The following is a 21,865-nucleotide window of genomic DNA, read 5'->3' on the forward strand; positions in this document are numbered from 1 at the left end:
GTTAAAATGGGTGCCAATAGAAAATTGCCTACTATGACGGATGTCGCCAGGTTAGCAGGAGTTTCACAGTCCACAGTCTCTCTTGTGCTTCGGGGGAAAGCGGGGGATAACATACCGGAGGCTACCAGGGACCGGATATTCCAGGCCAGCAGTGAACTGGGATATCGGGTGAACAAGCTGGCCAGTGCGTTAAACAGTACAGGCAGCGGAATCATAGGCATGCTGACAGATGAGCTGATCACGACGAACTTTGCCGGTGCAATTGTAAAGGGCGCCCAGGAACGTGCCCTGGGAAAAAATAAGATACTGATGCTTGCGGCCCTGGAGAACGAGGGGCGGCTGGTGGAAAAATCGGTCGATATGATGATCGGATACCGGGTGGACAGCATTCTTTATGCCTCCATGTATCACAGGAGAATCGAACTTCCGTCAAATTTAAAGGATATTCCGACCGTACTGGTCAACTGCTTCGATTCTGAAAACCGGTATCCGGCCATTCTGCCGGATGATTATTCAGGCGCATATCAGGCGGCATCCTACCTGATTGAATGTGGTCACAGGAATGTTGTCTACTTAAGCAACGAGAAGCGGGAGACGGGGAATGGCGAGAGACTGCCAGCAACTTTGTTGAGAGAACGTGGATTTAAAGCGGCGTTTGAAGATCATGGAGTTTCGTCAGAAACTGCTGCGATTATTCCGATCACCATAACAGGCCATGATGTATTTGAGGCGGCAACGGATATTTTATCGTCTGCGGACCGTCCGACTGCTGTCATGTGTTATAATGACAGAATGGCGATGGGCGTGTATTCCGCTGCTAATGCGCTTGGACTAAAAATTCCGGAGGATTTATCGGTGATTGGTTATGATAATCAGACGGTTATCGCAGAATTCCTGGTACCTTTTTTAACGACTATTGAGCTGCCCCATTATGAGATGGGTGACCAGGCGGTGAGCTACTTATTCCGCCACCAGTACCCGTTTGATGCGGAGCAGATTTTAATCAGTCCCAAACTGATTATCCGCAGTTCCGTCCGCAGCATCGGTGAGGAGGAGTTTAATGATAGAGGATGAGTTACTTCCCTCTGAACGGTTTAAGGGGGAGAAGAAAGAGTTCTGGCGTCCGGCGTATCATTTTACGGCGCCGTCAGGATGGCTGAATGATCCGAATGGGCTTATTTATTATAAAGGCTGGTATCATTTGTTTTATCAATACAATCCGGCTGGCTGCGAATGGGGCCCTATGCATTGGGGACATGCCGTGAGCAGGGATTTTCTGCATTGGAAAGATTTGCCCCCTGCATTGAAACCAGACCAGCCGTATGACGACGATCCGGAAGGAGGCTGCTTTTCGGGCAGTGCAGTAGAGAAGGATGGAAGACTGTGGCTCTTTTACACAGGGGCGGTAAAACGAGGCGGCAGGGCTGTTCAGACACAGTGTATGGCCTATTCTGATGACGGGGTTATTTTTCATAAGTATCGTTTCAATCCTGTAATTGCAGAGCCGCCGGAAGGCAATTCCGAAGATTTCAGAGATCCCAAAGTTTTTTTTGCAGAAGGAAGCTGGAACATGGTGGTAGGCGGTTCCGCCTGCAGGGACGGAGGCGGGGGAGATGGAAGAATCTATCTCTACCGATCTGAGGATCTTTTAAAATGGAAGTTTGCCGGTACGGTGCTCGCATCTGACGGCAGGCTTGGCACCATGTTTGAGTGTCCAGACATGTTTGAACTGGATGGAAAATGGATCGTTACCTGTTCGCCTATGTATCACCCAGGAGGAAATAAGGCGCTTTACTGTGTGGGAACCATGGATTTTGAAACATGTCGTTATAAAGTGGAGAAAATCGGATGTCTGGATTATGGTTCTGATTATTATGCAGCACAGTCCTGTCTGGATCAATTCGGAAAACGTATTATGACGGCCTGGCAGAATGGCTGGGACTGGATGCCGTGGTGTACAGGGCAGGGGCCATCAGGAAAAGAGGGCTGGCGGTGTGTTCTGGCACTTCCAAGAAGAATTACATTGGATTCGGAGGGGAGTATCTGTGCAGCGCCGATCTCTCTGGATACCATACAAAGGGACCGGACCGTTGCAGAACGGTGCGAACTGACTGGGAGAAAACGATATCTCTATCCGGGAGACCCCTTTTGTTTTGAAATGGCGGTGCGCGTAAGTACCAAGAACATCGAATCACAGGCCATTGAGATCGGGCTGTTCGACGACGGTGAGCATGTGCTGATGATTGATGCAGACTTTGTAGCGGGAGTCGTTACTATTGATAAGAGCCGTATGGGACCGTGGGATGTGGGCCGCATTCACGCGCCTTTTAATGCCTCACGTCCGGTGTTTGAGATGAGAATACTGGTCGATCACAGTTCCGTGGAGGTGATTACGGATGAGGGGCGCTGCTGTATGACGACTAATGTATATCCGGATAAGGAACAGACAGGCTGTTTTATAAGAACACCGTATAAAACTGCAGCGCTTGAACGCCTTGAGGTAATATCGTTTCACAGGATCTGGGATTAGGGGGACCTAAGATTGTTAAGACCCCGGAAAGAACTTGACAGTCTTATTAAAAATGCATTATAATCAACCTCAACGGTAAGAGGCGCTGGTGCAGGGAAGAGTCCCTCTGCCAGCGTCTTTGTGCAACTGTTAAATTGAAAGGGAAAAGAGAGGGAAAGTGGACATGGTCAATGAAGTAATGAAGTTTATCACCAGCTATGACAAGGAAGTGGGCGAGGCTATTGCGCTGGAATGCGCGCGCCAGAGAAGAAACTTAGAGCTGATCGCATCAGAAAACATCGTTTCTGAGCCGGTTATGATGGCGATGGGAACCGTTCTCACCAACAAGTATGCAGAAGGATATCCTGGAAAGCGTTATTATGGCGGCTGCGAGGATGTGGACATCGTGGAGAATATTGCCATCGAGCGTGCCAGGAAGCTGTTTGGCTGTGATTATGCCAACGTACAGCCACATTCAGGCGCACAGGCTAACATGGCGGCATTTGTAGCCATGGTGCAGCCGGGCGATACCGTGATGGGCATGAATTTAAACCACGGCGGCCATTTAACACATGGAAGTCCAGTCAACTTTTCCGGTCTTTATTTTAATATTGTTCCTTACGGTGTCAATGACGAGGGATTCATCGATTACGACGAGATGGAGCGTATCGCTGTTGAAAACAAACCGAAACTGATCATTGCAGGCGCAAGTGCTTACGGAAGAACCATTGATTTCAAGAGATTCCGTGAGGTTGCCGATAAGGTAGGCGCTTACCTGATGGTAGACATGGCTCATATCGCCGGATTAGTGGCAGCAGGGCTCCATCCAAGTCCAATCCCGTACGCGGATGTCGTGACAACGACAACCCACAAGACGCTTCGCGGACCGAGAGGCGGTATGATTTTGGCGAATAAGGAAGCTGCAGAGAAATTCAATTTCAACAAAGCTATCTTCCCGGGGACCCAGGGCGGTCCTTTAGAGCATGTAATCGCTGGCAAGGCAGTGTGCTTTGGTGAGGCGCTGAAGCCGGAATTCAAAGAGTATCAGGAGCAGGTAGTGAAAAACGCCAAAGCTCTGGCTGCGGCTCTTGTGAAGCAGGGCTTCAACATTCTGACCGGCGGCACGGATAATCATCTGATGTTAATCGACTTACGCGGTATGGAAGTAACCGGTAAGGAGCTTCAGAACCGTTGTGACGAGGTTTATCTTACTCTGAATAAGAATGCGGTTCCGAATGATCCGAGAAGCCCGTTCGTGACTTCCGGCGTTCGTGTAGGAACTCCGGCCGTAACCTCCAGAGGATTAAAGGAAGAGGATATGGAAAAGATCGCAGAATGCATCTGGCTGGCTGCGACTGATTTTGAGAACAAGGCCGACTACATCAGAGCTGAAGTGACGAAAATCTGTACGAAGTATCCGATCTACGAATAATTCAGTAAATAATAGAAAATTGTAGAGTAAATCGCAGATAATGATAGAATGCGACACGGTAATGAGATTGCAGTAGATGAGACAGCAGTAAATGAGATAGCGGTAAATGAGATAGCGGTAAATGAGATTGAGGCAGGCCGGAGGCGTGCGGTTCCCTGGAATGGGAGACTGTGCGGTTTCGGCCTGTTGTTTTTTGCTTTTATTTTATTTCATTTTATTTTATCGCTTTTTACAGGACAGTACCCCAATAGTGTAAAATGGTGAAAAATATCCGCTTGACATTCACCCTGGGCGAAGCTCTATACTGACGTTGTCACCGGGAAAACGGTATGTTTAGGAGGAGAGAAGATGCTTAAAATCAACGAGGCGGCTAAAATGCTTCATGTCAATCCGAACGCCCTGCGCTTTTATGAAAAGAAGGGCGTTCTTGCACCGCACAGGGATGAAAATGGTTATCGGATGTATACGATGGATGATGTCGCCAGGATTCAGATTGTTCTGCTGTACCGAAGGATGGGATTTTCCATTGAAATGATATTAAAACTGCTCGGGCAGGAGGAAAGTCCGGTGGATTTATTTTTTCAGCAGTATGATATTTTAAACCGTCATGTTCATTCCATGAGCCTGATCCGGGATTCCCTGGCGGGCTGCATCGACGGGATGCTGGGAGAGATAAATGGAACGGAAGACGGAGGTTCCGGTTTCAATGCGGCCATACCGGCAAGTGCCATGGAGGAGTTGGAGAAAACTGCGGCACTGCTTGCGGGGATGGCGGAGTGGGAGGACCGGTGGGACTTCGACAGCTCTGCGGTTCATTACGATGAGATGGTGAGGCGTGGTGTGAACGGGCTCGCATTTTATGAGAATTATGAAACGGTCCTAAATGAGACGGCGCGGCTGGCTCGGGAGCACGGAGGCATCATGGCGGAAATTGGGGTCGGTACAGGAGAACTGGCTGGACGGCGGCTTTCTGATTGTGAAATTACCGGAATCGACCAGTCGGTGAATATGCTCAAGGAGACTAAAAAGAAGTTCCCCAAGCTGAAGGTGAAACTGGGAACGTTTCTGCAGCTTCCCCTGGATTCCGGGAGTGTGGATACCGTGGTATCATCCTATGCGTTCCATCATTGCAATGAGGAGGAGAAAATCCTGGCTGTCAAGGAGATGGCCCGGATTCTGAAACCGAAGGGGCGTATTGTGATTGCGGATCTGATGTTTGCCGATGAAGAGGCAAGGAAGATATTTGCGGAAAACTGTTCTGACGCGGAACGGGAAGATCTGGAGGATGAATATTTCGCATATGCGGACCGGCTGGAAGGCGTGTTGGAAACGTTGGGATTCGATGCCAGGCATGTACAGATGGATCCGTTCATTTGGATTGTGACCGGGGATAGAAGGGCCGGGGATTAGACGGGGCAGAGAACGGAATCAATGCGGCACCGCAGAAGTGGAAAATCGGTTATACGGCGCCGCATTGTAATGTCAAAATAAGATTTGAACGGCATGACAGCAATGCTGTACTAGTTACCATTGTCAATATCAGCGGTAATTCTCTGCAAATCCGGGAAGAAAAATAGTTCATCGACGAGGGCGATGTTACTAATCTGTTGTAACTGGTCTCACCCAATGTTCCAAATACGCACAGCCTTCCGTGGGATAATACATTTCCCCTGCAAAATCGGTTGCGGCCAGCTTGTGTTTTTTCATCCACCTTTCCATGAATGTCTGTGCTTTATAAACGGCAGAATTTGTCAACTCCTCAAAGCTTTCAGCTTCAAATCCGCATACAATATACTCGGCAGCAGGTAGTTCGAAGGTAGAATATCCTTCTGCAGAAGTTCCATATTCGACTTCGGCGCCTGCCATATAGGTACAATATCCCTCTTTCGCATTTCCGATATAAAGAGCGCCAAATTCATTTCCATGTTCGATGAGATGAGGTATTTTCGGTTTTATTTCGTGAAATTCGTTCCACAGCTTTGCAGCATATGAAATGCTCGTTTCAGTTCCTCCCATCAATTCTTTAATTGGTATTTCTTTTTCAATCCCAATAAATATTCGCGGTATGGCCAGCTGTCTGCGTGTGACTTCCAGAACAATACCATCTGTAACCAGTGGAACATTTTCGTCAACCATTACGTAATTTAAGATCAGTTCAGGTTTTACAAATTGGTTCAGATGTACGTCTGACGTTCGATATTCGTCTGGTGTAATACCATAAACTTCTTTGAAGGCCCTTGTAAAGCTAGCATGACTGGAAAAACCGTAGTTCACTGCAGTATCAATTATGCGGGTATTCTTGGTTTTCAAATCATCTGCTGCCTGTGCCAATTTGCGTAACTTTATATATTCGCAGACGGGCTTTTTAACTAAGCGTGAAAATAAACGCTGGAAATAGAATGGTGATAAGCTGGCAGTCTCCGCAAGTTTATCAATGGGTATGTCTTCCGTTAAATGGTTTTCTATATAATCAACGGACTTTTGAATTGCTTCCCACGCATGCACGATTTGATATCCCTCCTTTGTTTTCTTTAATGATATTCTAACCGGATAATTTAATATTAGCTTATCACACAATGCTCTTTTTGTATGTTGATTTCAGAGATCCGGCTTTTTCAGACACCGCTTCCTGGTGTCAGCGGTATCATTTGCTTAAGTGTGGTCCTGCAGATACCTGTATTTTTTAGGCCAGCGCCGCATACAGATTCACAAAATAAATTTTTGTAATAAACGTAGTAGTAAAATAGCAGCGATTACTGTAAAATGGAACTATAACGGTCAAAAATACTGTTTTAGACTTTAAGCAGAATTTTATAAACCGGTTACCGTTTTTTATATCGAAAAGTCACGAGTTACGGGAATATAAGCATCGTCTGTTGACCGTTTAGGCGATAATAAACGACAAGGATCAGGAGGTATTCTATGGCAGAATTGACTTCCATGCGAAATATCGGAAAAACAATGGAAGAGAAGTTGAAAGCTGTCGATATTTGTACGGCAGAGGAGTTAAGGCAGACAGGAAGCAAAGAAGCTTTTCTGCGTTTGAAATTGCGTTACCCAAATGTCTGTTTAGTCCATTTATATACGCTTCAGGGAGCGATTGATGATCTGGGTTATAACCAATTGCCCGATAAAGTCAAAAGAGATCTAAAGGCGTTTAGCGACGGCTTTCAATAAACGGCAGCCTCAGAGGGGGGAAAGGAGTAATACGAAATGAGCAAATATCAGGCATTGTGGGAATATGTAGGGGAAAAGGAATGCAAGTCATTGAAATTAACGTTTGATGAGATAGCGGATATAGTTGAGGAATTCCTATGTTGATCGATGTCTGCGTAGCAAGCGCATTTAGCAAAAACAATATGGGCGGAAATAGAGCCGGTGTAGTTTTGCAGAGTCCTATTTTAAGTAAAGAAGAAAAAACAAAGATAGCGTATCAGTTAGGATATTCCGAGACTGCCTTTCTTTCTCAGTCAGAGCGGGCAGATTATAGTCTGGAATATTTTACGCCGGCGGGAGAAGTTCCCCTGTGCGGCCATGCGACAATTGCGTCCTTTGTCGTGTTAAATCATTTAAACAGACTGAAAAAATCCGGGTATACGATTGAGACAAGGTCTGGGATATTGAGCATAAATGTGGAGCAGGACGGGGCAATATTCATGCAGCAGAATACTCCGCAATTTTACGAAACACTGAACAGGGCAGAGGTCGAACCGTGTTTCGGTTTAAAAGCTGGCTCCGGTATAGAAAATCTGCCTGTTCAAATGGTATCGACCGGTCTAAAAGATATCATAGTTCCGATTGAGTCGCCGACGATATTGGAGAACATGGTTCCCGATTTCGCGGCTATTACGAAGCTCAGCCAGGAACGGGACTGCGTCGGGATTCATGCATTTTCTCTTACGGGAGAGAGCAATTTAACCGCAGTATGCAGAAATTTCGCGCCTCTGTATGGTATTGATGAGGAATCCGCTACCGGAACCTCCAACTGTGCACTGGCCTGTTATCTGCATAAATACGAACAGAAACGGAGTCGGTATATATTTGAACAGGGACACCGCTTGAATCGCATTTCCGAAATATATGTTCATGTGCATAGCAGCGGCAATACTGTTACCGGCGTTTTCGCAGGCGGGTACGGGTATGTGGAATCGATGAAAACGATCACCATGGATTGAGATGACCGGGAAAGGAAGTGAAGCGGATATGGCAGCAGGTTTTATCGGTACGGTAATGAGCTGTCTCCTGATTTTACTGGCTGCTGCGGTGGCTCTGGCCGCCTGTGTGCAGTTTGTAAAACGGCGCGCTGTGGCGGCGATTGAGGATATGATGGGAGTGGAGGCAAGCGGATGTGTTCCGAAACTGGAGCAGATACGGGTACTGAAAGAAGCGGGGATCTCCATTGCTCCGGCTGAAATGGAACAGGAATTTATTCTCGGTCTTACGCCTTCGGAAAATGAGTATCTTGCCAGTCACCCATACTATGGATTCTGTATACTGGCCGGGAGCAGGAAGGCGCTGAACTGCGTCTATTCGACCGGGGACCGGGAGTGTATCTATCAGTGGGATTCCTACGGGAAGATATTAAATGGTCTGAAGGCGATATCCGGGCTGCCGTTTGAGGAGATCAGCGGGGAGGAACGTTATGTGGTAACCTTCCGTTTTCATGACCGTGCTTATCAATGGAAGGCCAGAAAAAACCGCGACTGGATGGATACCGGGATGGCGGGATTTTTAAACCGGCTTCTGGACCGGGAGGGCGGTGCAGAACAACGTTTCTATCTGGATAACAGCCATGAGGCACCATTGTATTTATATGCAACGGCATCCATGGCAGACAGCGTGAACAGGGAGACAGGCCTTAAGTTCCGAATGGCGAAAGCGGCCCATTCCCGTTGACAGCAGCCCGTTTGCAGTGACAGCGGCAGAGGAGGGAAGAAAATGGAATTTAATAGAATACTGGCGGCCTGCGTTGTTGTGGCAGCAGCGGTATGGGCTCTGGAACGCGGTCTTAAGCAGGCTGCGGAGAAGAAGCGCCAGAGAGAAGAGTATCGGGTTTATGAGAATGCAGGGGGACTTCTCCTTACGATTGTGATCGCGTTAATTGTATTCCTTTTTGTTTGGAGAGCGGTGTATCCCGAATATCTGAATGGGAAAAACAGCCTGTTTTTTTATGCAATAGGTGTCTGTGCCTTTGTGAACTTGGCCAGGGAAATTTTTCTGTTCTTTACAATGCGGATTACGGTCACCTCCATGGAGATTACGTACCGGGACAGAAGCGGAAGAATACAGACGACAGAAATATCCGGGCTTCATGTGACGGAGTCGGCAGGCGGCAGGTCGAAACCCGGAAAGATCGAGGTATTTGACAGGGAGGGAAGACGGTTATTCTGGATTCGCTCCAATCTGGTGAATGCGGAATATTTTATGAAGGACATGGAGAGCCGGAAGATCCGGCGCAGTGCAGGTGGGATATGGAATGGATAAGAGCAGAAGAGGAAAAAAACAGATAATAGCAGCCGGCGTGGTCTGCGTGATGGCGGCCATCCTGTGCGCGTTCTATGGGTACGCGGTCTATTGCGGCCTGATTCAGTTAAATAATCCTTCACAGAAGCGGTATCCGGTACGCGGTGTGGATGTCTCCCACTATCAGGGGACCATCGACTGGCCGGTTCTGGCGGCGCAGGATCTGGATTTTGCATACATAAAGGCGACAGAGGGAAGCTCTCATACGGATGAGAAGTTTGCGGAGAACTGGGAAGCGGCGAAGGACACGGGACTCAGGATCGGGGCATACCATTTTTTCAGCTTTGACAGCCCGGGAGAGAGCCAGCTGAAGCATTTTACAGAGACAGTACCAGCCTTCCGGCAAATGCTTCCGCCAGTGGTTGATTTCGAATTCTATGGCGATAAGAAAGTAAATCCGCCCGATCGAGAGACGGTATGCGCGCAGCTGGATGTGATGCTGCAGGGGCTGGAGGCACATTATGGCGTCAAACCGGTGCTCTATGCGACGGAAGATACGATGCATTTATATTTGGAAGGAAGATATGAGGAGTATCCTCTTTGGATTAGAAACGTGATGAAGAAACCGGAGACAGGTAACTGGAACTGGGTGTTCTGGCAGTATACAAACCGGAAAAAGCTGAACGGATACGAGGGAGATGAAACGTATATTGACATGAATGTGTTTGGGGGCGACCGTGATGAATGGGAATTCTGGTCCAGGAATTACGAGATGGGCTGGAACTACAGGCCAGGCTGGGGAAGCTTCCGCCCGGATCCGCAGTACAGCGGCGACGGCCGCTATCTGGCGGTTCAGGACGTGGTGACAGATGAGAGCACCGGTCTGCAATCGGTTCGGGTGACGATTCAGGATGGAGAGAGCGGAGAACGTATTTTTGCCTTTATCACGGACCGTGCGCGGGATTTCCGGGGAATCTGCTGGGAACCGGGAACGGACCGGATATGGACGCAGTCTGCCGATACCGGACTTCGGTGTTATGAATGTACGGAACAGGAATGGAAATACAATCCGGAGGCGCAACGCCCTGCCGCCGTGATATCTAAATACGATTCGTATGACGGAAACGGATAGGAGAACGTGGGAAGAGAAGATAATGCCTCTTCCGCCGCGGGACAGGAACATGAAGGAGTAAAGGATGGAGAATAAGAACGACAATTCAAAAAATAATAAATGGAAGAAGATGAGCGTGTTTTTAAGCCTGGTTCTTCGCCATCAGCCAGATGCGGCCGGCATCACGCTGGACGAACATGGCTGGGCTGATGTGGAGGAATTGATTGAGGGATTTCAGAAAACAGGAAGGCCTCTGGATCTGGAAATGCTGAAGGAGATTGTGAGAACAGATGAAAAGGGGCGTTACCGCATGAGCGAAGACGGTACGCTGATCCGGGCAAACCAGGGCCACAGTATTCCGGTGGATGTGGAACTGAAAGAAACGAAACCGCCCAAAGTGCTGTATCATGGGACGGCGGAGCGTTTTCTCCCATCCATTATGGCTCAGGGGCTGAAATCCATGAGCCGGCTGTACGTCCATCTGTCCGGGGATTATGAAACGGCTGTAAAGGTTGGAAAAAGGCACGGAAAGCCGGTGGTATTGAGCGTCGATACGGAAAGAATGATGAGAGCCGGAGCGGTATTTTACCAGTCTGAAAACGGAGTGTGGCTGACCGGACCGGTGGAGAGTAAATATCTGAAAGTCATGGACAGAGAATAAGGTGACGGAGGAAGCAGTATGGAGAGATGGTTGGTAACAGGAGCAAACGGATTTCTAGGCTCCAGGCTTATGAAATTTTACCAGGAAAAATATGAGATAACGGGAGCACATCACGGGAATCTGGATATCACGGATGAGGCAGCGGCGGCAGAATTCGTGAGAGCGGCGGCCCCACAGCTGGTTATTCACTGCGCGGCTATCTCCAACACCGGGACCTGCCAGGAAAATCCGGGCCTGTCGGAGGCGGTCAATGTGAACGGGGCTGTGAACCTGGCACGGGCCTGCAGGGAGACCGGGAGCAGGCTGATCTTTATGAGCTCGGATCAGATTTACGCGGGAAACCGGACCATGGTACCGGCGAAGGAGGAGAATACTCCGGAGCTGGTCAATGTCTACGGGCTTCACAAACGGCAGGCAGAGGAGGAGATTATGGCCATACTTCCGGACTCGGTGTGCCTCCGATTGCCGTGGATGTATGATTTCCCCTGGCGGGGGCTAAAGAGCAACAGCAACCTTCTGGGGAATTTACTGAAGGCTCTGATTCAAAACCGTCCATTGACGCTTCCGGTCCACGATTATCGCGGAATCACCTGGGCCATGGAGGTCGTGAAAAATATAGAGGCAGCGGGAACGCTTCCGGCGGGAATCTATAACTTTGGCAGCGGAGGTACGCTGTCCACATATGAGACGGCGAGAGCGGTTCTGGCGATGGTGACAGACGGAGAGGACAGAAGCGGACTTCTCATTCCTGACCAGGAGCGGTTTGCAGAACAGCCCAGGAACCTGCTGATGGATACAGAAAAAATACGAGGCTGTGGGATTGAATTTCCGGATACAGTGGAAGGGTTCCGCAGGTGTTTCGAGGAGAGTCCGGAATATATGACGGGGATGATCCGGCAGCGATAGGAATGGCCTTTCGCGGGGAAAAAGACATCAGAGTCGAAATGAGGGGAAGCCAGGGCGGAAAAGTGCCTTAACTTCCCGGTGAATTATCAGGGAAAAGTCGAAAAATGTAGAAAAACAGCGGAAAACCGAAGAATCGATTGTCAAAGCCGGAGTGAGTATGATATACTTTTTCCGGCTTTATGTCTGCCCGGAGTGAGGCGGCATAAGGCCGGATGCGGAATCTATGATTTATTCTGTTGTTGCAAAAGAAGGAAAGCTTTGGAGTCAGGAGGAAATTCTGGTGGTAAGGTTTAAAAATTACGTGAAGGCGGGAAGCCTTTCAGAGGCCTATGAGCTGAATCAGAAAAAGAGCAGTATTGTAGGCGGCGGTATGATGTGGCTGAAGCTTCAGAACCGCGTGAAAATGACCCTGATCGATTTGGCGGGACTGGGGCTCGATACGATCGAGGAGACGGATGAGGAATTCCGGATCGGCTGCATGTGCACCCTGCGCATGCTGGAGACACATGAGGGGCTGAATACATATTTTCAGGGAGTTTTTAAGGAGTGCACGCGGGCGATTGTGGGCGTTCAGTTTCGAAACGGGGCGACGGTCGGAGGCAGTGTGTTCGGAAGATTTGGTTTTTCCGATATCATGACCTGCCTGATGGCGCTCGATACTTATGTGGAGCTTTATCAGGGCGGAGTCGTCTCCTTGAAAGAGTTTAACCACATGAAATACGACCGCGATATTCTGGTGCGCATTATTATAAAAAAAGACGGCAGAAGGGCTGCTTACGCGGCTCAGAGACGATCCGGTACGGATTTCCCGCTGATTGCCTGCTGTGTGGCAAAAAAAGAGGGGACATGGTACGTATCGGTCGGAGCCAGGCCCTCCAGAGCGGAAGTGGTGGAAGTGGCGGCCGAGGACGGCAAGGTGGACTGCGGTGCCGTGGCGGAGCATTTTCGATTTGGAGACAATACGAGAGGAAGCGCCGAATACCGGAGGCATCTGACGGAAGTATACGCAGGGCGGCTGATGAAGCAGCTTGGCGGGGAGGTATAGAACGTGGAGATAGAATTTACTTTAAATGGAAAAGTGACGTATGCGGAGATCAAGGACGATACATCCCTGTTTGATTTACTCCGGGCAAAAGGCTGCTACAGTGTAAAATGCGGCTGTGAGACGGAAAACTGCGGCCTGTGCACCGTTCTGGTCGATGGGAAGTCGGTTCTCTCCTGTTCTATGCTGGCGGCCCGTGTTGATGACAAGGACGTGGTGACTCTGGAAGGCGTTCAGAAGGAAGCGGAAGAGTTTGGAATGTATCTGGCAGGAGAGGGAGCCGAACAGTGCGGATTCTGCAGCCCCGGCCTGATCATGAACGTGCTTGCAATGGAAAAGGAACTGAATCAGCCGGAAGAAGATGCAGTCAGGGAGTACCTGGCCGGCAATCTATGCCGGTGCAGCGGTTATATGGGCCAGATGAGGGCCATAAGAAAGTATCTGGCGAGGGGAGGAGAGGCGAGATGAAAATGGAAATGCATGCGGTAAATTCCCCTGTAGTAAAGGTGGATGCCAGGGCGCTGGTAACGGGAAAGCCTGTCTATACGGATGATTTGGCGCCGAAGGACAGCCTGATTGTAAAGGTGCTCCGCAGTCCTCACGCTCATGCCCTGATTAAGGCAATCGATGTGAAGGCCGCCTCCGAAGTGGACGGGATTGCCTGTGTACTGACTTATGAGGATGTGCCGGATAAGCGTTTTACCATGGCTGGCCAGACGTACCCGGAGCCAAGCCCCTATGACAGGCTGATTCTGGATAAGAGAATGCGTTTTGTGGGCGATGCGGCTGCGATTGTGGCGGGCGAGACGGAGGAGGCGGTTGATCACGCCCTTCGTCTGATCAAGGTAGAATATGAGGTGCTGGAGCCAATTCTCGATTTTCGGAAAGCGAAAGATAACTCCATTCTGGTTCATCCGGAAAAGAACTGGAAGAGCCTCTGCCCTGTAGGCGCGGACAACCGGCGTAATCTCTGCGCTTGCGGCGGTGAGGAAAATGGTGACGTGGATGCTGCGCTGGAACAGTGCGAGTATGTGATTGACCGCGTCTATCACACGAAGGCGAACCAGCAGGCCATGATGGAGACCTTCCGGGCTTATACGTATCTGGATACTTACGGCAGGCTGAACGTGGTGGCTTCCACGCAGATTCCATTTCACGTGAGAAGAATTCTCGCCCATGCGCTCGATGTGCCCAAGTCGAAGGTACGTGTGATTAAACCGAGAATCGGCGGCGGTTTCGGTGCAAAACAGACGGTAGTCGCGGAAGTCTATCCGGCTATCGTGACCATGAAGACGGGAAGGGCGGCCAAGATGGTCTACACCCGCTATGAGTCTCAGATTGCCTCATCTCCGCGCCATGAGATGGAGATCCGTGTGCGGCTGGGAGCGGATGCTGAGGGAACGATTAAGGCCATTGATGTCTATTCGCTCTCCAATACGGGAGCGTATGGAGAACACGGCCCGACAACGGTAGGCCTTTCCGGCCACAAATCGATTCCGCTTTACCGGACGCCGGAAGCGTTCCGTTTCCGTTACGATGTAGTCTATACGAATGTCATGTCTTCCGGCGCTTACCGGGGCTATGGAGCAACCCAGGGGATTTTTGCAGTGGAATCCGCAGTCAATGAACTGGCGGCTGCACTCCACATGGACCCGGTGGCGCTCCGGGAAAAGAACATGGTAAGAGAAGGCGATGTGATGCCTGCCTACTACGGTGAAAAGTTAAACAGCTGCGCTCTGGACCGCTGTATGGCGAGAGCGAAGGAGATGATCGGCTGGGATCAGAAAGCCCCCCGCGTGGATCTGGGCAATGGAAAGGTCCGCGGAGTCGGAGTCGCCATGGCTATGCAGGGCTCATCCATTTCCAATGTGGATGTGGGCTCTGTGGAGATCCGTGTCAATGACGATGGTTTCTACACTCTGCTGATCGGCGCCTCCGACATGGGCACCGGCTGCGATACGATTCTGGCGCAGATGGCCGCAGACTGTCTGGAGTGCGATATGGACCAGATTGTGGTTCACAGCAGCGATACGGATGTCTCTCCTTACGATTCCGGTTCCTATGCCTCCAGCACCACGTATCTGACGGGAATGGCGGTTGTCCGGGCCTGTGAGGAACTGAGGCAGAAAATCGTGGAAAAGGGAGCGGATTATTTAGGATGCGATGCAGCGCAGCTGGAATTTGACGGCAAACGGGTCTATCAGCCGGAAGGGGAATTAGAGATCTCCTTAAAGGATATCGGCAACCGCATCATGTGCTGCAACGAGAAGATGCTGTCAGCCGGATACACCCATACTTCCCCGGTATCACCGCCTCCATTTATGGTGGGAATGGCCGAGGTGGAAGTGGATACGGAGACCGGCGAGGTGGAACTGATCGATTACGCGGCCGTTGTTGACTGCGGAACCGTCATCAATCCGAATCTGGCGAGAGTTCAGACCGAGGGCGGAATCGCTCAGGGCATCGGTATGGCGCTGTATGAGGATATCACCTACACGAAGAAGGGTCACCTGATTGAAAATTCCTTCCTTCAATATAAGCTTCCAACCAGGATCGATGTGGGAAACATCCGGGTGGAATTTGAGAGCAGCTACGAGCCGATCGGCCCGTTTGGCGCAAAGTCCATCGGCGAGATCGTGATCAACACTCCGTCACCTGCCATCGCGGGCGCTGTGGCGAATGCGGTCGGAGTGCAGATTCGGGAGCTTCCGATCACTGCGGAAAAAGTGTATCGGGGGATGCGTGAGCAGGGAAAAGAGTAAAATAATAGAGGGACCGGAACATGAAATATTCTCAATGTTCTGGTCCCTCTTTTATGATAAGAAGAGTATAACATGAGAACGGCGCCGGTATAATAAGAAAATCAGTTGTTTTAGAAAGCAGCAGGGGGATCGTGGAGTGGTATAAAAACAAAATATCCTAAATTTTAGGGTAAAACAGAGTTGTTATATCCTAAAATTTAGGATATAATTATTGTAAGAGGAGGTGATGAAGTGGAGAATAAAACGTTTGCCATCAGAAGCCAGGCATCAGCAGAGGATATTATCAAAATTAGAAAACGGTTGAGTTTAACTCAGCAGAGACTGGCAGACTTTATGAATGTTTCAAAAAAAACAGTAGAATACTGGGAACGAAAAAAGAAACCAATTACAGGGCCTGTTGTCACTCTGTTAAAGATATTGGAAGAAAATCCCGCTTTAATGGAATACTATACAATCCCTGAGAGATGTTTTCCTTTAAGACTTTGGTATATGTATCATGATGAGATATGCTCGGTTATAGATGTAGACGAGAAAAACAGGAGAATCAAGCTTTATAATTTTACTGACAGCTATTTGAAAAGGGCCTTCGGCAGGAATTCGGAGCCGAACTACCAGGATTATGAGGAATTTATCGAATCGCGATGTTTCCCGAAAGACAGAGATAAGATGAAATTAATTTTAGATGATCTGGGAATACCGTTCTATGAGCCGATGCTGATCATTGAAAAGACAGAGGGCAAAATGGCGGAGGATGATTTCTGGATCAGAATTGAGAGGTGATCTCATATGACAGAATTATTTGAGCAGGACAGAAAGACGGATGACAGGCAGTCTTCTAAAGGAAATCAGTTAAAATGGTATAATGGGAATGCATGGTATAAAGCTGATTATACAGGCTATGAAGGTTTGGCGGAATATATGGTCTCCCATCTTCTGGTTCTGTCTGATCTGAAAAAGAATGATGTCTGTCTTTATGATACAGAGCAGATAAGATATAAAAAGAATATGTTTCATGGGTGTAAGAGTACGAATTTTTTATCGGATGGCTGGCAGTTGATTACATTGGAACGCTTGTTTAAAAACTTTTTTGGAGAGAGTTTGATGACAAGTATGTATAAAATTACTTCCTATGAAGAAAGAATTAAATTTATGGTAGATCAGATTATCCGAATAACCGGATTGACGGATTTTGGAAAGTATGTAAGCAGGCTTATTACAATTGACGCCCTTTTTCTGAATGAAGACAGGCATACCCACAATATAGCTGTTCTTATAGATTCATACAACCAATTTCACTACTGTCCTTTTTTTGATCATGGCGCCTCGCTGCTGTCAGATACCTCCATGGATTATCCTTTGAATCAGGAGGTATATCCGCTGATGAATGAAGTAAAATCCAAAACGTTTTGCAGCAGTTTTGATGAGCAGTTAGATATTGTGGAAAAACTGTATGGGAGGCAGATCACCTTTCGATTCACAAAGCAGGAGGTACACAGATTGATTATGTCAGAGCCATACTATCCAATAGAAATAAAAAACAGAGCAGAAGATATCCTTTTGTATCAGATGAAAAAGTACGCTTATTTATTCCTGTGAATTCAGCATTTATAATTATGCAGGGACTGCATATGTGAAACCGGACGGCCCCTTAAGTGTATTACCTGATAAGGTCCCGGGGGCCGTCCGGTTTCGTATATGATGAAAGTATTATTCACAGAAACTTACACAATGCTGCTCAATTTACTTTAAAAGCCCCTTCTCAGTCAAAAAGTCTTTTGCGACATCTTTTTCATCCTTCTGATCCACTTCCACAGCGTAGTTCATGGCGCGCATCTCATCGTCGGAGATCTGGCCTGTCAGTTTTTCCAGAGTTTCACTTAACTTGGGATATTTCTTTAAGGTGTCCTGGCGGACCACGGTGGCGCCGTAATAGGTGGCAAAAATATGCTGGTCATCTTCCAGCAGGGATACATCGGCCACGCTCAGCTGGGCGTCGGTGGTGTATGCATTGGTGACATCGATCTGTTTATCGGCCATGGCGGTGTACTTTAAGGCGATATCGATGTCCTTGACATCCTTGAAGTTCATGTTGTAGGCGGACGCGAGGTAGTTGAAGCCATCCTCACGCTCCATGTAGTCGGGATTCCCTCCGAATACCAGCAGGTCTGACACGGCGGCCAGGTCTGTGAAGGTCTTGAGGGAATACTGGTCAGCAGCTTCTTTTCTCACTGCCAGGGTATAGGAATTCTGGAAGCCGTAGAGGCCGGTCCAGTGGAGTCCCATCTCTTCGTAGCCCTTCTGAAGATTCTCATAGAGGATATCGGGATCGTTCTCCTGTTCCTTCTTTAAAACGGTGAGCCAGCCGGTTCCGGTGTATTCCGGATATAAGTCGAAATCCCCCTTAAGCAGTGCCGGCTGGATGTTCGTGGTACCGCCGCCGACCCCTTTGGTAATCTCTACTTTTACACCAAGATCGTGCTCGATTAACTGGCCGATGATCTCGGTCAGTACGTACTGCTCTGTCATGGGCTTGGACGCGATCTTTATGGTGCCCTGTTCTTTTTTTGCGCATCCGCTAAGAGACAGCGCAGCGATGGCTGCGGTTCCGATGACAGCGGCTGCGGCCAGTTTTTTCCATTTTTTCATATCTGTTTCCTCCTGTGATCAATTTGTATTCCCGCGAGCAAGGGGTGACTTACGGCCCCGTGTGATGCGGAGTTTTCTATATAAAAGCAATGGGTTCCGCCTTAACCGGCCACCAGTCGGCGGACAAAATCCGTTGCAGGATGTTCCAGGAGCTGGGCTGGCGTACCGTCCTGAATGATATGTCCCTGATCCATGACGAGGACGCGGCTGCCAAGCTTTAAGGCTTCCTTGATATCGTGGGTGACAAAGACGATGGTTCCGCCCAGTTCCCCATGAATCCGAAGGATCTCCTCCTGAAGCCGCTTGCGGGTGATCTCGTCGACTGCGCCGAAGGGCTCGTCCATCAGGATGATCTTTGGAGAGTTCATCAGTGCTCTGGCGATTCCGACTCTCTGGCGCTGACCTCCGGATAATTCGCTGGGATAGCGCTTCAGCATCTCTGCATCCAGACCGACGGTCTTCGCCAGCTGACGGGCGCGGGCCGCGATGGCCGCTTTGTCCGGGGACTTATAGAGATTCGGCACGTAGCAGATATTTTTCTCGATGGTCATATGCGGGAAGAGGCCGATCTCCTGAATGACATAGCCGATGCCCCGCCGCAGCTCATTGATATCTGTATGGGAAATGTCCGTGCCGTTGATACAGACGGTTCCCTGCTCCGGTGTGAGCAGCCCGTTCATCAGCTTCAGGGCTGTGGTCTTGCCGCAGCCGGAACTGCCGATCATGGTTAAAAATGTGCCCTGTTCCACACTTAAATTAAAATGTTCCAGGATCCGGTTTGGTCCATAGGACATGGTAATATCCTTTAATTCGATAACGCTCATGATAATCCTCCTTACAGCGGTCTGTCCCCTTACGGAGACAGATGCCATTTCTTACGAATATGACGTTCAATATAAGCCACCAGCTGATCGGATGCGAGAGCCACGAGGGCGATCAGGATGCTGCCCGCATACGTCATGGCGGCGTTGTTCGTCGTGATACCCCGGTAGATGGCTACTCCCAGGCCGCCGGCTCCGATATAGGAGGCGATACCGCTGAGTGAGATCGTCATGACCACCATACTGCGGAGTCCCGCCACGATGACCGGGAGCGCCAGAGGCAGCTTGACCTTATAAAGAATCTGCCAGGGCGTACTTCCCATGCCCTTAGCCACCTCGATAGTGGATGCCTCAATGGTGGTGATGCCGGTATAGGTGTTGCGGACCATAGGCAGAAGCCCATAGATGGTGAGCGCGATGGTCGCAGTCTTATTGCCGATGCCGGTAAACGGGATTAAAAAGCCCAGCATGGAAATCGATGGAATCGTATAGGCCACGTTGATGACCCCGATGATCCATGTGGCGAACCGCCTGTGCTCGCTGATTAAAATACCGAGAAAGAGACCGATGGAGCCGGAGATGAGAATCGCTGTCGATGCGATCTTTATATGCTGAAGAATCAGCTCCTGGAAGAACGGCCAGCGTTCCGCGTAGAGGGAAAAGATTCCGTGAATCATGAGATGACCTCCATTCTGTCATTGGTATGAATGATACGTGGGATAGAACACACGTTCTGACTATTATACTACAAAAGTGGTGGGGAAGCAACCAGATTCTGGAAAAATAACAGAATGAAAATGAGGCCTGCCGGATTGACAGACCTCACTTTTATTTTTAGAAAAGAGTGCTTGTGATGGCGGAATTTCATTACTCTTTTTCGTAACCTTCGTAGGTGACAATACCCTGCTTATTCGTGCTGAAGTATTTGTCGTCGCCGTTCTTTAAGTTCTTCTTGCCCTTAGCGAGTTTTCCTGAGGTGCCGATTAAGTAGTCTTCGCCATTGTAAGATACAACCTCGTATTTTGCATCGCGGTCAGCCTTCAGCAGGCGGCCCTTGATGTAGATGGAATCGTCATAGATTCCGTTGTAGCCGGCGCCCTTATCGCTGCCGGACTTGCGGAAGTTGTAGGTGTATTTCTCGCCGTCGATATCGATGGTGGTCTTGCCGGTAGCCATGACGCCTTCCTTAGGAGAATCTCCGAAGTAGTATACGTCGCGCTCGTCAGCGGAATCCGGAAGATCGCTTTCTGCCTCGATCTCTTCGTAGGAATCGATCTTCTTGTCATCATCGAAGGTCAGCATATAGAGTCCGTGAAGCATTTCGCCCTTTTCGTTGAATGCGTAGCGGTAGTTGTTGATTGTCTTGATCTGGCTCTTGACGAGTTCGCCGTTGTTCTGAGCGTAGAACCAGTATTCTGTTCCGTCATCGTAAGCTTCAGGATCTACCTCTGCGCCTGGAATGGTCTTGAACCAGCCCTTGGCCAGCCAGCACTGTTCCGGAAGGTTGTAGTATAAGTTGCTTCCGCTTGCAGTTGTGGTGGAAGCCTTGGCATACCACTCGGATTCTGCTGCGCCGTTTTCATTGAAGCGGTATTTTAAACCGTTGATGGTCTTGGTGGTATCTTTTACTTTTTTACCGTTGCTACCGAAGTAGAACCAGTAGGTTCCGTCGAAGTTATCCTCTTCCGTATCCGGATCATCGACCTCCTGAAGGCTCCATGCGTTTAATACAGAAGCGCCGTCATCGGAGTTGCCGCAGTAGTACACGCCCTCTCTCCATGCGTCATCGCCGGTGATTCGTTCGGAATCCTCGCCAACCCATCCGAAGAGCATTCTTCCTTCTGAGTCAAACGCATATTTTTTCCATTCTCCGTTGGCTTTGCGGATCGATTTAAAGGAGGTCTTTCCGGAGCTGGAGGCCTTGTAGGCTTTTCCGTTGTTCTGGAAGTAGTACCAGTATGTCTCCGGTGAGTCCTCTTCCTCGTAATCGGAAGGAATTTCCCGCCATTCGTTGGATACCATGGCACCTACGGAGTTTACATAATAGTAGTCATCGTCATATTCAATGACGCTGCTCCTGGCCATATCTCCTGATGAATCGAGATAGAACCAGTTGTCGCCTGATTTCTTCCAGGCATCGGTCACTCTGCTTCCGCTGGAGTCGATATAGACCCAGTTGTCGCCTTCCATAGTCCAGCCCTGTGCTGCAAATGCTGTCATAGATGCGCCTATGGTAAATAGCGCGGCAGCACATGGAAGAATCCATTTTTTCATCTGTTTCTTCATAAATTAATTTCCCCTTTCAAAAGAAAATCGTATCCTTTCAGCAGCTCTCCTGCTGATAACACGACTTTAAACCATGGAGCGGCTCCAAGGTCAAGTGGAGTAAAAAAGGCGTAAGAATGCGTAAGAAAATAAGGAGAAATTAAGAGTAATGATGCTTGACATTGGAGCTGCTCCATGGTTTAAAATTAAAATTTTTTAGTAAAAAGATACTGGACATGTACCATAA

At 49.0% G+C, this 21,865-nt stretch carries 22 protein-coding genes; 17 read left to right on the forward strand and 5 right to left on the reverse strand.

Features of this window, described 5'->3' with window-relative positions; genetic code table 11:
* Window positions 1-6 precede the first annotated feature (6 nt).
* From M1L66_RS05410 to M1L66_RS05430, 5 genes are all read left to right on the forward strand, one after another.
* Window positions 7-1,074: a LacI family DNA-binding transcriptional regulator gene (locus M1L66_RS05410; protein WP_187024207.1), complete on the forward strand. Its 1,068-nt coding sequence runs from the start codon at window positions 7-9 to the stop codon at window positions 1,072-1,074.
* A complete protein-coding gene (locus M1L66_RS05415; protein ID WP_187024208.1) occupies window positions 1,061-2,530 on the forward strand; it encodes a glycoside hydrolase family 32 protein in 1,470 nt (489 codons plus the stop codon). The genes M1L66_RS05410 and M1L66_RS05415 overlap by 14 nt, the downstream gene beginning before the upstream one ends.
* A 163-nt stretch (window positions 2,531-2,693) precedes the next feature.
* Window positions 2,694-3,941 (forward strand): serine hydroxymethyltransferase, encoded by a 1,248-nt coding sequence (gene glyA / locus M1L66_RS05420; RefSeq protein ID WP_434691406.1) that lies wholly within the window; start codon window positions 2,694-2,696, stop codon window positions 3,939-3,941.
* Window positions 3,942-3,989: 48 nt separating this feature from the next.
* A complete protein-coding gene (locus M1L66_RS05425) occupies window positions 3,990-4,205 on the forward strand; it encodes a hypothetical protein (protein WP_434691408.1) in 216 nt (71 codons plus the stop codon).
* An 84-nt stretch (window positions 4,206-4,289) separates the two neighbouring features.
* Window positions 4,290-5,351: a MerR family transcriptional regulator gene (locus M1L66_RS05430; RefSeq protein ID WP_434691410.1), complete on the forward strand. Its 1,062-nt coding sequence runs from the start codon at window positions 4,290-4,292 to the stop codon at window positions 5,349-5,351.
* A 189-nt stretch (window positions 5,352-5,540) separates the two neighbouring features.
* On the opposite strand, the gene M1L66_RS05435 is transcribed toward M1L66_RS05430, so the two are convergent.
* Window positions 5,541-6,446 carry an AraC family transcriptional regulator gene (locus tag M1L66_RS05435; RefSeq protein ID WP_434691412.1) on the reverse strand — a complete coding sequence of 302 codons (906 nt, stop codon included), beginning with the start codon at window positions 6,444-6,446 and terminating at the stop codon, window positions 5,541-5,543.
* A 417-nt stretch (window positions 6,447-6,863) separates the two neighbouring features.
* Between M1L66_RS05435 and M1L66_RS05440 the strand changes: the two genes are divergently transcribed.
* The 12 genes from M1L66_RS05440 to M1L66_RS05495 all read left to right on the forward strand — a co-directional run bounded on the left by M1L66_RS05440 (window position 6,864) and on the right by M1L66_RS05495 (window position 17,482).
* On the forward strand, window positions 6,864-7,118 hold the full coding sequence (locus M1L66_RS05440; protein WP_434691414.1) for a TfoX/Sxy family protein: 255 nt from the start codon (window positions 6,864-6,866) through the stop codon (window positions 7,116-7,118).
* A 182-nt stretch (window positions 7,119-7,300) separates the two neighbouring features.
* Window positions 7,301-8,116, forward strand: a complete 816-nt coding sequence (locus M1L66_RS05445) for a PhzF family phenazine biosynthesis protein (protein WP_243270490.1) — start codon at window positions 7,301-7,303, stop codon at window positions 8,114-8,116.
* A 28-nt stretch (window positions 8,117-8,144) separates the two neighbouring features.
* Window positions 8,145-8,837 carry a hypothetical protein gene (locus M1L66_RS05450; RefSeq protein WP_434691416.1) on the forward strand — a complete coding sequence of 231 codons (693 nt, stop codon included), beginning with the start codon at window positions 8,145-8,147 and terminating at the stop codon, window positions 8,835-8,837.
* Between the two features lie 42 nt (window positions 8,838-8,879).
* Entirely contained in the window at window positions 8,880-9,425 is a 546-nt protein-coding gene (locus M1L66_RS05455; protein ID WP_434691419.1) for a DUF6560 family protein, read from the forward strand.
* A complete protein-coding gene (locus M1L66_RS05460) occupies window positions 9,418-10,536 on the forward strand; it encodes a glycoside hydrolase family 25 protein (RefSeq protein WP_434691422.1) in 1,119 nt (372 codons plus the stop codon). The genes M1L66_RS05455 and M1L66_RS05460 overlap by 8 nt, the downstream gene beginning before the upstream one ends.
* Before the next feature lie 64 nt (window positions 10,537-10,600).
* On the forward strand, window positions 10,601-11,176 hold the full coding sequence (locus tag M1L66_RS05465; RefSeq protein WP_187024218.1) for an RNA 2'-phosphotransferase: 576 nt from the start codon (window positions 10,601-10,603) through the stop codon (window positions 11,174-11,176).
* An 18-nt stretch (window positions 11,177-11,194) separates the two neighbouring features.
* Window positions 11,195-12,082 (forward strand): SDR family oxidoreductase, encoded by an 888-nt coding sequence (locus M1L66_RS05470; RefSeq protein ID WP_187024219.1) that lies wholly within the window; start codon window positions 11,195-11,197, stop codon window positions 12,080-12,082.
* A gap of 280 nt (window positions 12,083-12,362) precedes the next feature.
* Window positions 12,363-13,127 (forward strand): FAD binding domain-containing protein, encoded by a 765-nt coding sequence (locus M1L66_RS05475; protein WP_187024220.1) that lies wholly within the window; start codon window positions 12,363-12,365, stop codon window positions 13,125-13,127.
* A gap of 3 nt (window positions 13,128-13,130) precedes the next feature.
* Complete coding sequence (locus M1L66_RS05480; RefSeq protein WP_187024221.1) at window positions 13,131-13,592, forward strand: (2Fe-2S)-binding protein; 462 nt, start codon at window positions 13,131-13,133, stop codon at window positions 13,590-13,592.
* Between the two features lie 8 nt (window positions 13,593-13,600).
* Entirely contained in the window at window positions 13,601-15,886 is a 2,286-nt protein-coding gene (locus M1L66_RS05485) for a xanthine dehydrogenase family protein molybdopterin-binding subunit (protein WP_434694197.1), read from the forward strand.
* Between the two features lie 231 nt (window positions 15,887-16,117).
* A complete protein-coding gene (locus M1L66_RS05490; RefSeq protein WP_025529170.1) occupies window positions 16,118-16,666 on the forward strand; it encodes a helix-turn-helix domain-containing protein in 549 nt (182 codons plus the stop codon).
* Window positions 16,667-16,672: 6 nt separating this feature from the next.
* Window positions 16,673-17,482, forward strand: a complete 810-nt coding sequence (locus tag M1L66_RS05495) for a hypothetical protein (protein ID WP_434691427.1) — start codon at window positions 16,673-16,675, stop codon at window positions 17,480-17,482.
* Window positions 17,483-17,626: 144 nt separating this feature from the next.
* Here M1L66_RS05495 and M1L66_RS05500 read toward each other — a convergent pair whose 3' ends face one another.
* The 4 genes from M1L66_RS05500 to M1L66_RS05515 all read right to left on the reverse strand — a co-directional run bounded on the left by M1L66_RS05500 (window position 17,627) and on the right by M1L66_RS05515 (window position 21,639).
* Entirely contained in the window at window positions 17,627-18,532 is a 906-nt protein-coding gene (locus tag M1L66_RS05500) for a glycine betaine ABC transporter substrate-binding protein (RefSeq protein WP_434691430.1), read from the reverse strand.
* A 101-nt stretch (window positions 18,533-18,633) separates the two neighbouring features.
* Window positions 18,634-19,356 carry an ATP-binding cassette domain-containing protein gene (locus M1L66_RS05505; RefSeq protein ID WP_187024224.1) on the reverse strand — a complete coding sequence of 241 codons (723 nt, stop codon included), beginning with the start codon at window positions 19,354-19,356 and terminating at the stop codon, window positions 18,634-18,636.
* A gap of 29 nt (window positions 19,357-19,385) precedes the next feature.
* On the reverse strand, window positions 19,386-20,030 hold the full coding sequence (locus tag M1L66_RS05510; RefSeq protein ID WP_187024225.1) for an ABC transporter permease: 645 nt from the start codon (window positions 20,028-20,030) through the stop codon (window positions 19,386-19,388).
* A gap of 190 nt (window positions 20,031-20,220) precedes the next feature.
* Entirely contained in the window at window positions 20,221-21,639 is a 1,419-nt protein-coding gene (locus M1L66_RS05515) for a cell wall-binding protein (RefSeq protein WP_187024226.1), read from the reverse strand.
* Between the last annotated feature and the right edge of the window lie 226 nt (window positions 21,640-21,865).

The organism is Hungatella sp. SB206, from assembly GCF_051132295.1.
GTDB classification, from domain to species: Bacteria; Bacillota; Clostridia; order Lachnospirales; family Lachnospiraceae; genus Hungatella; species Hungatella effluvii.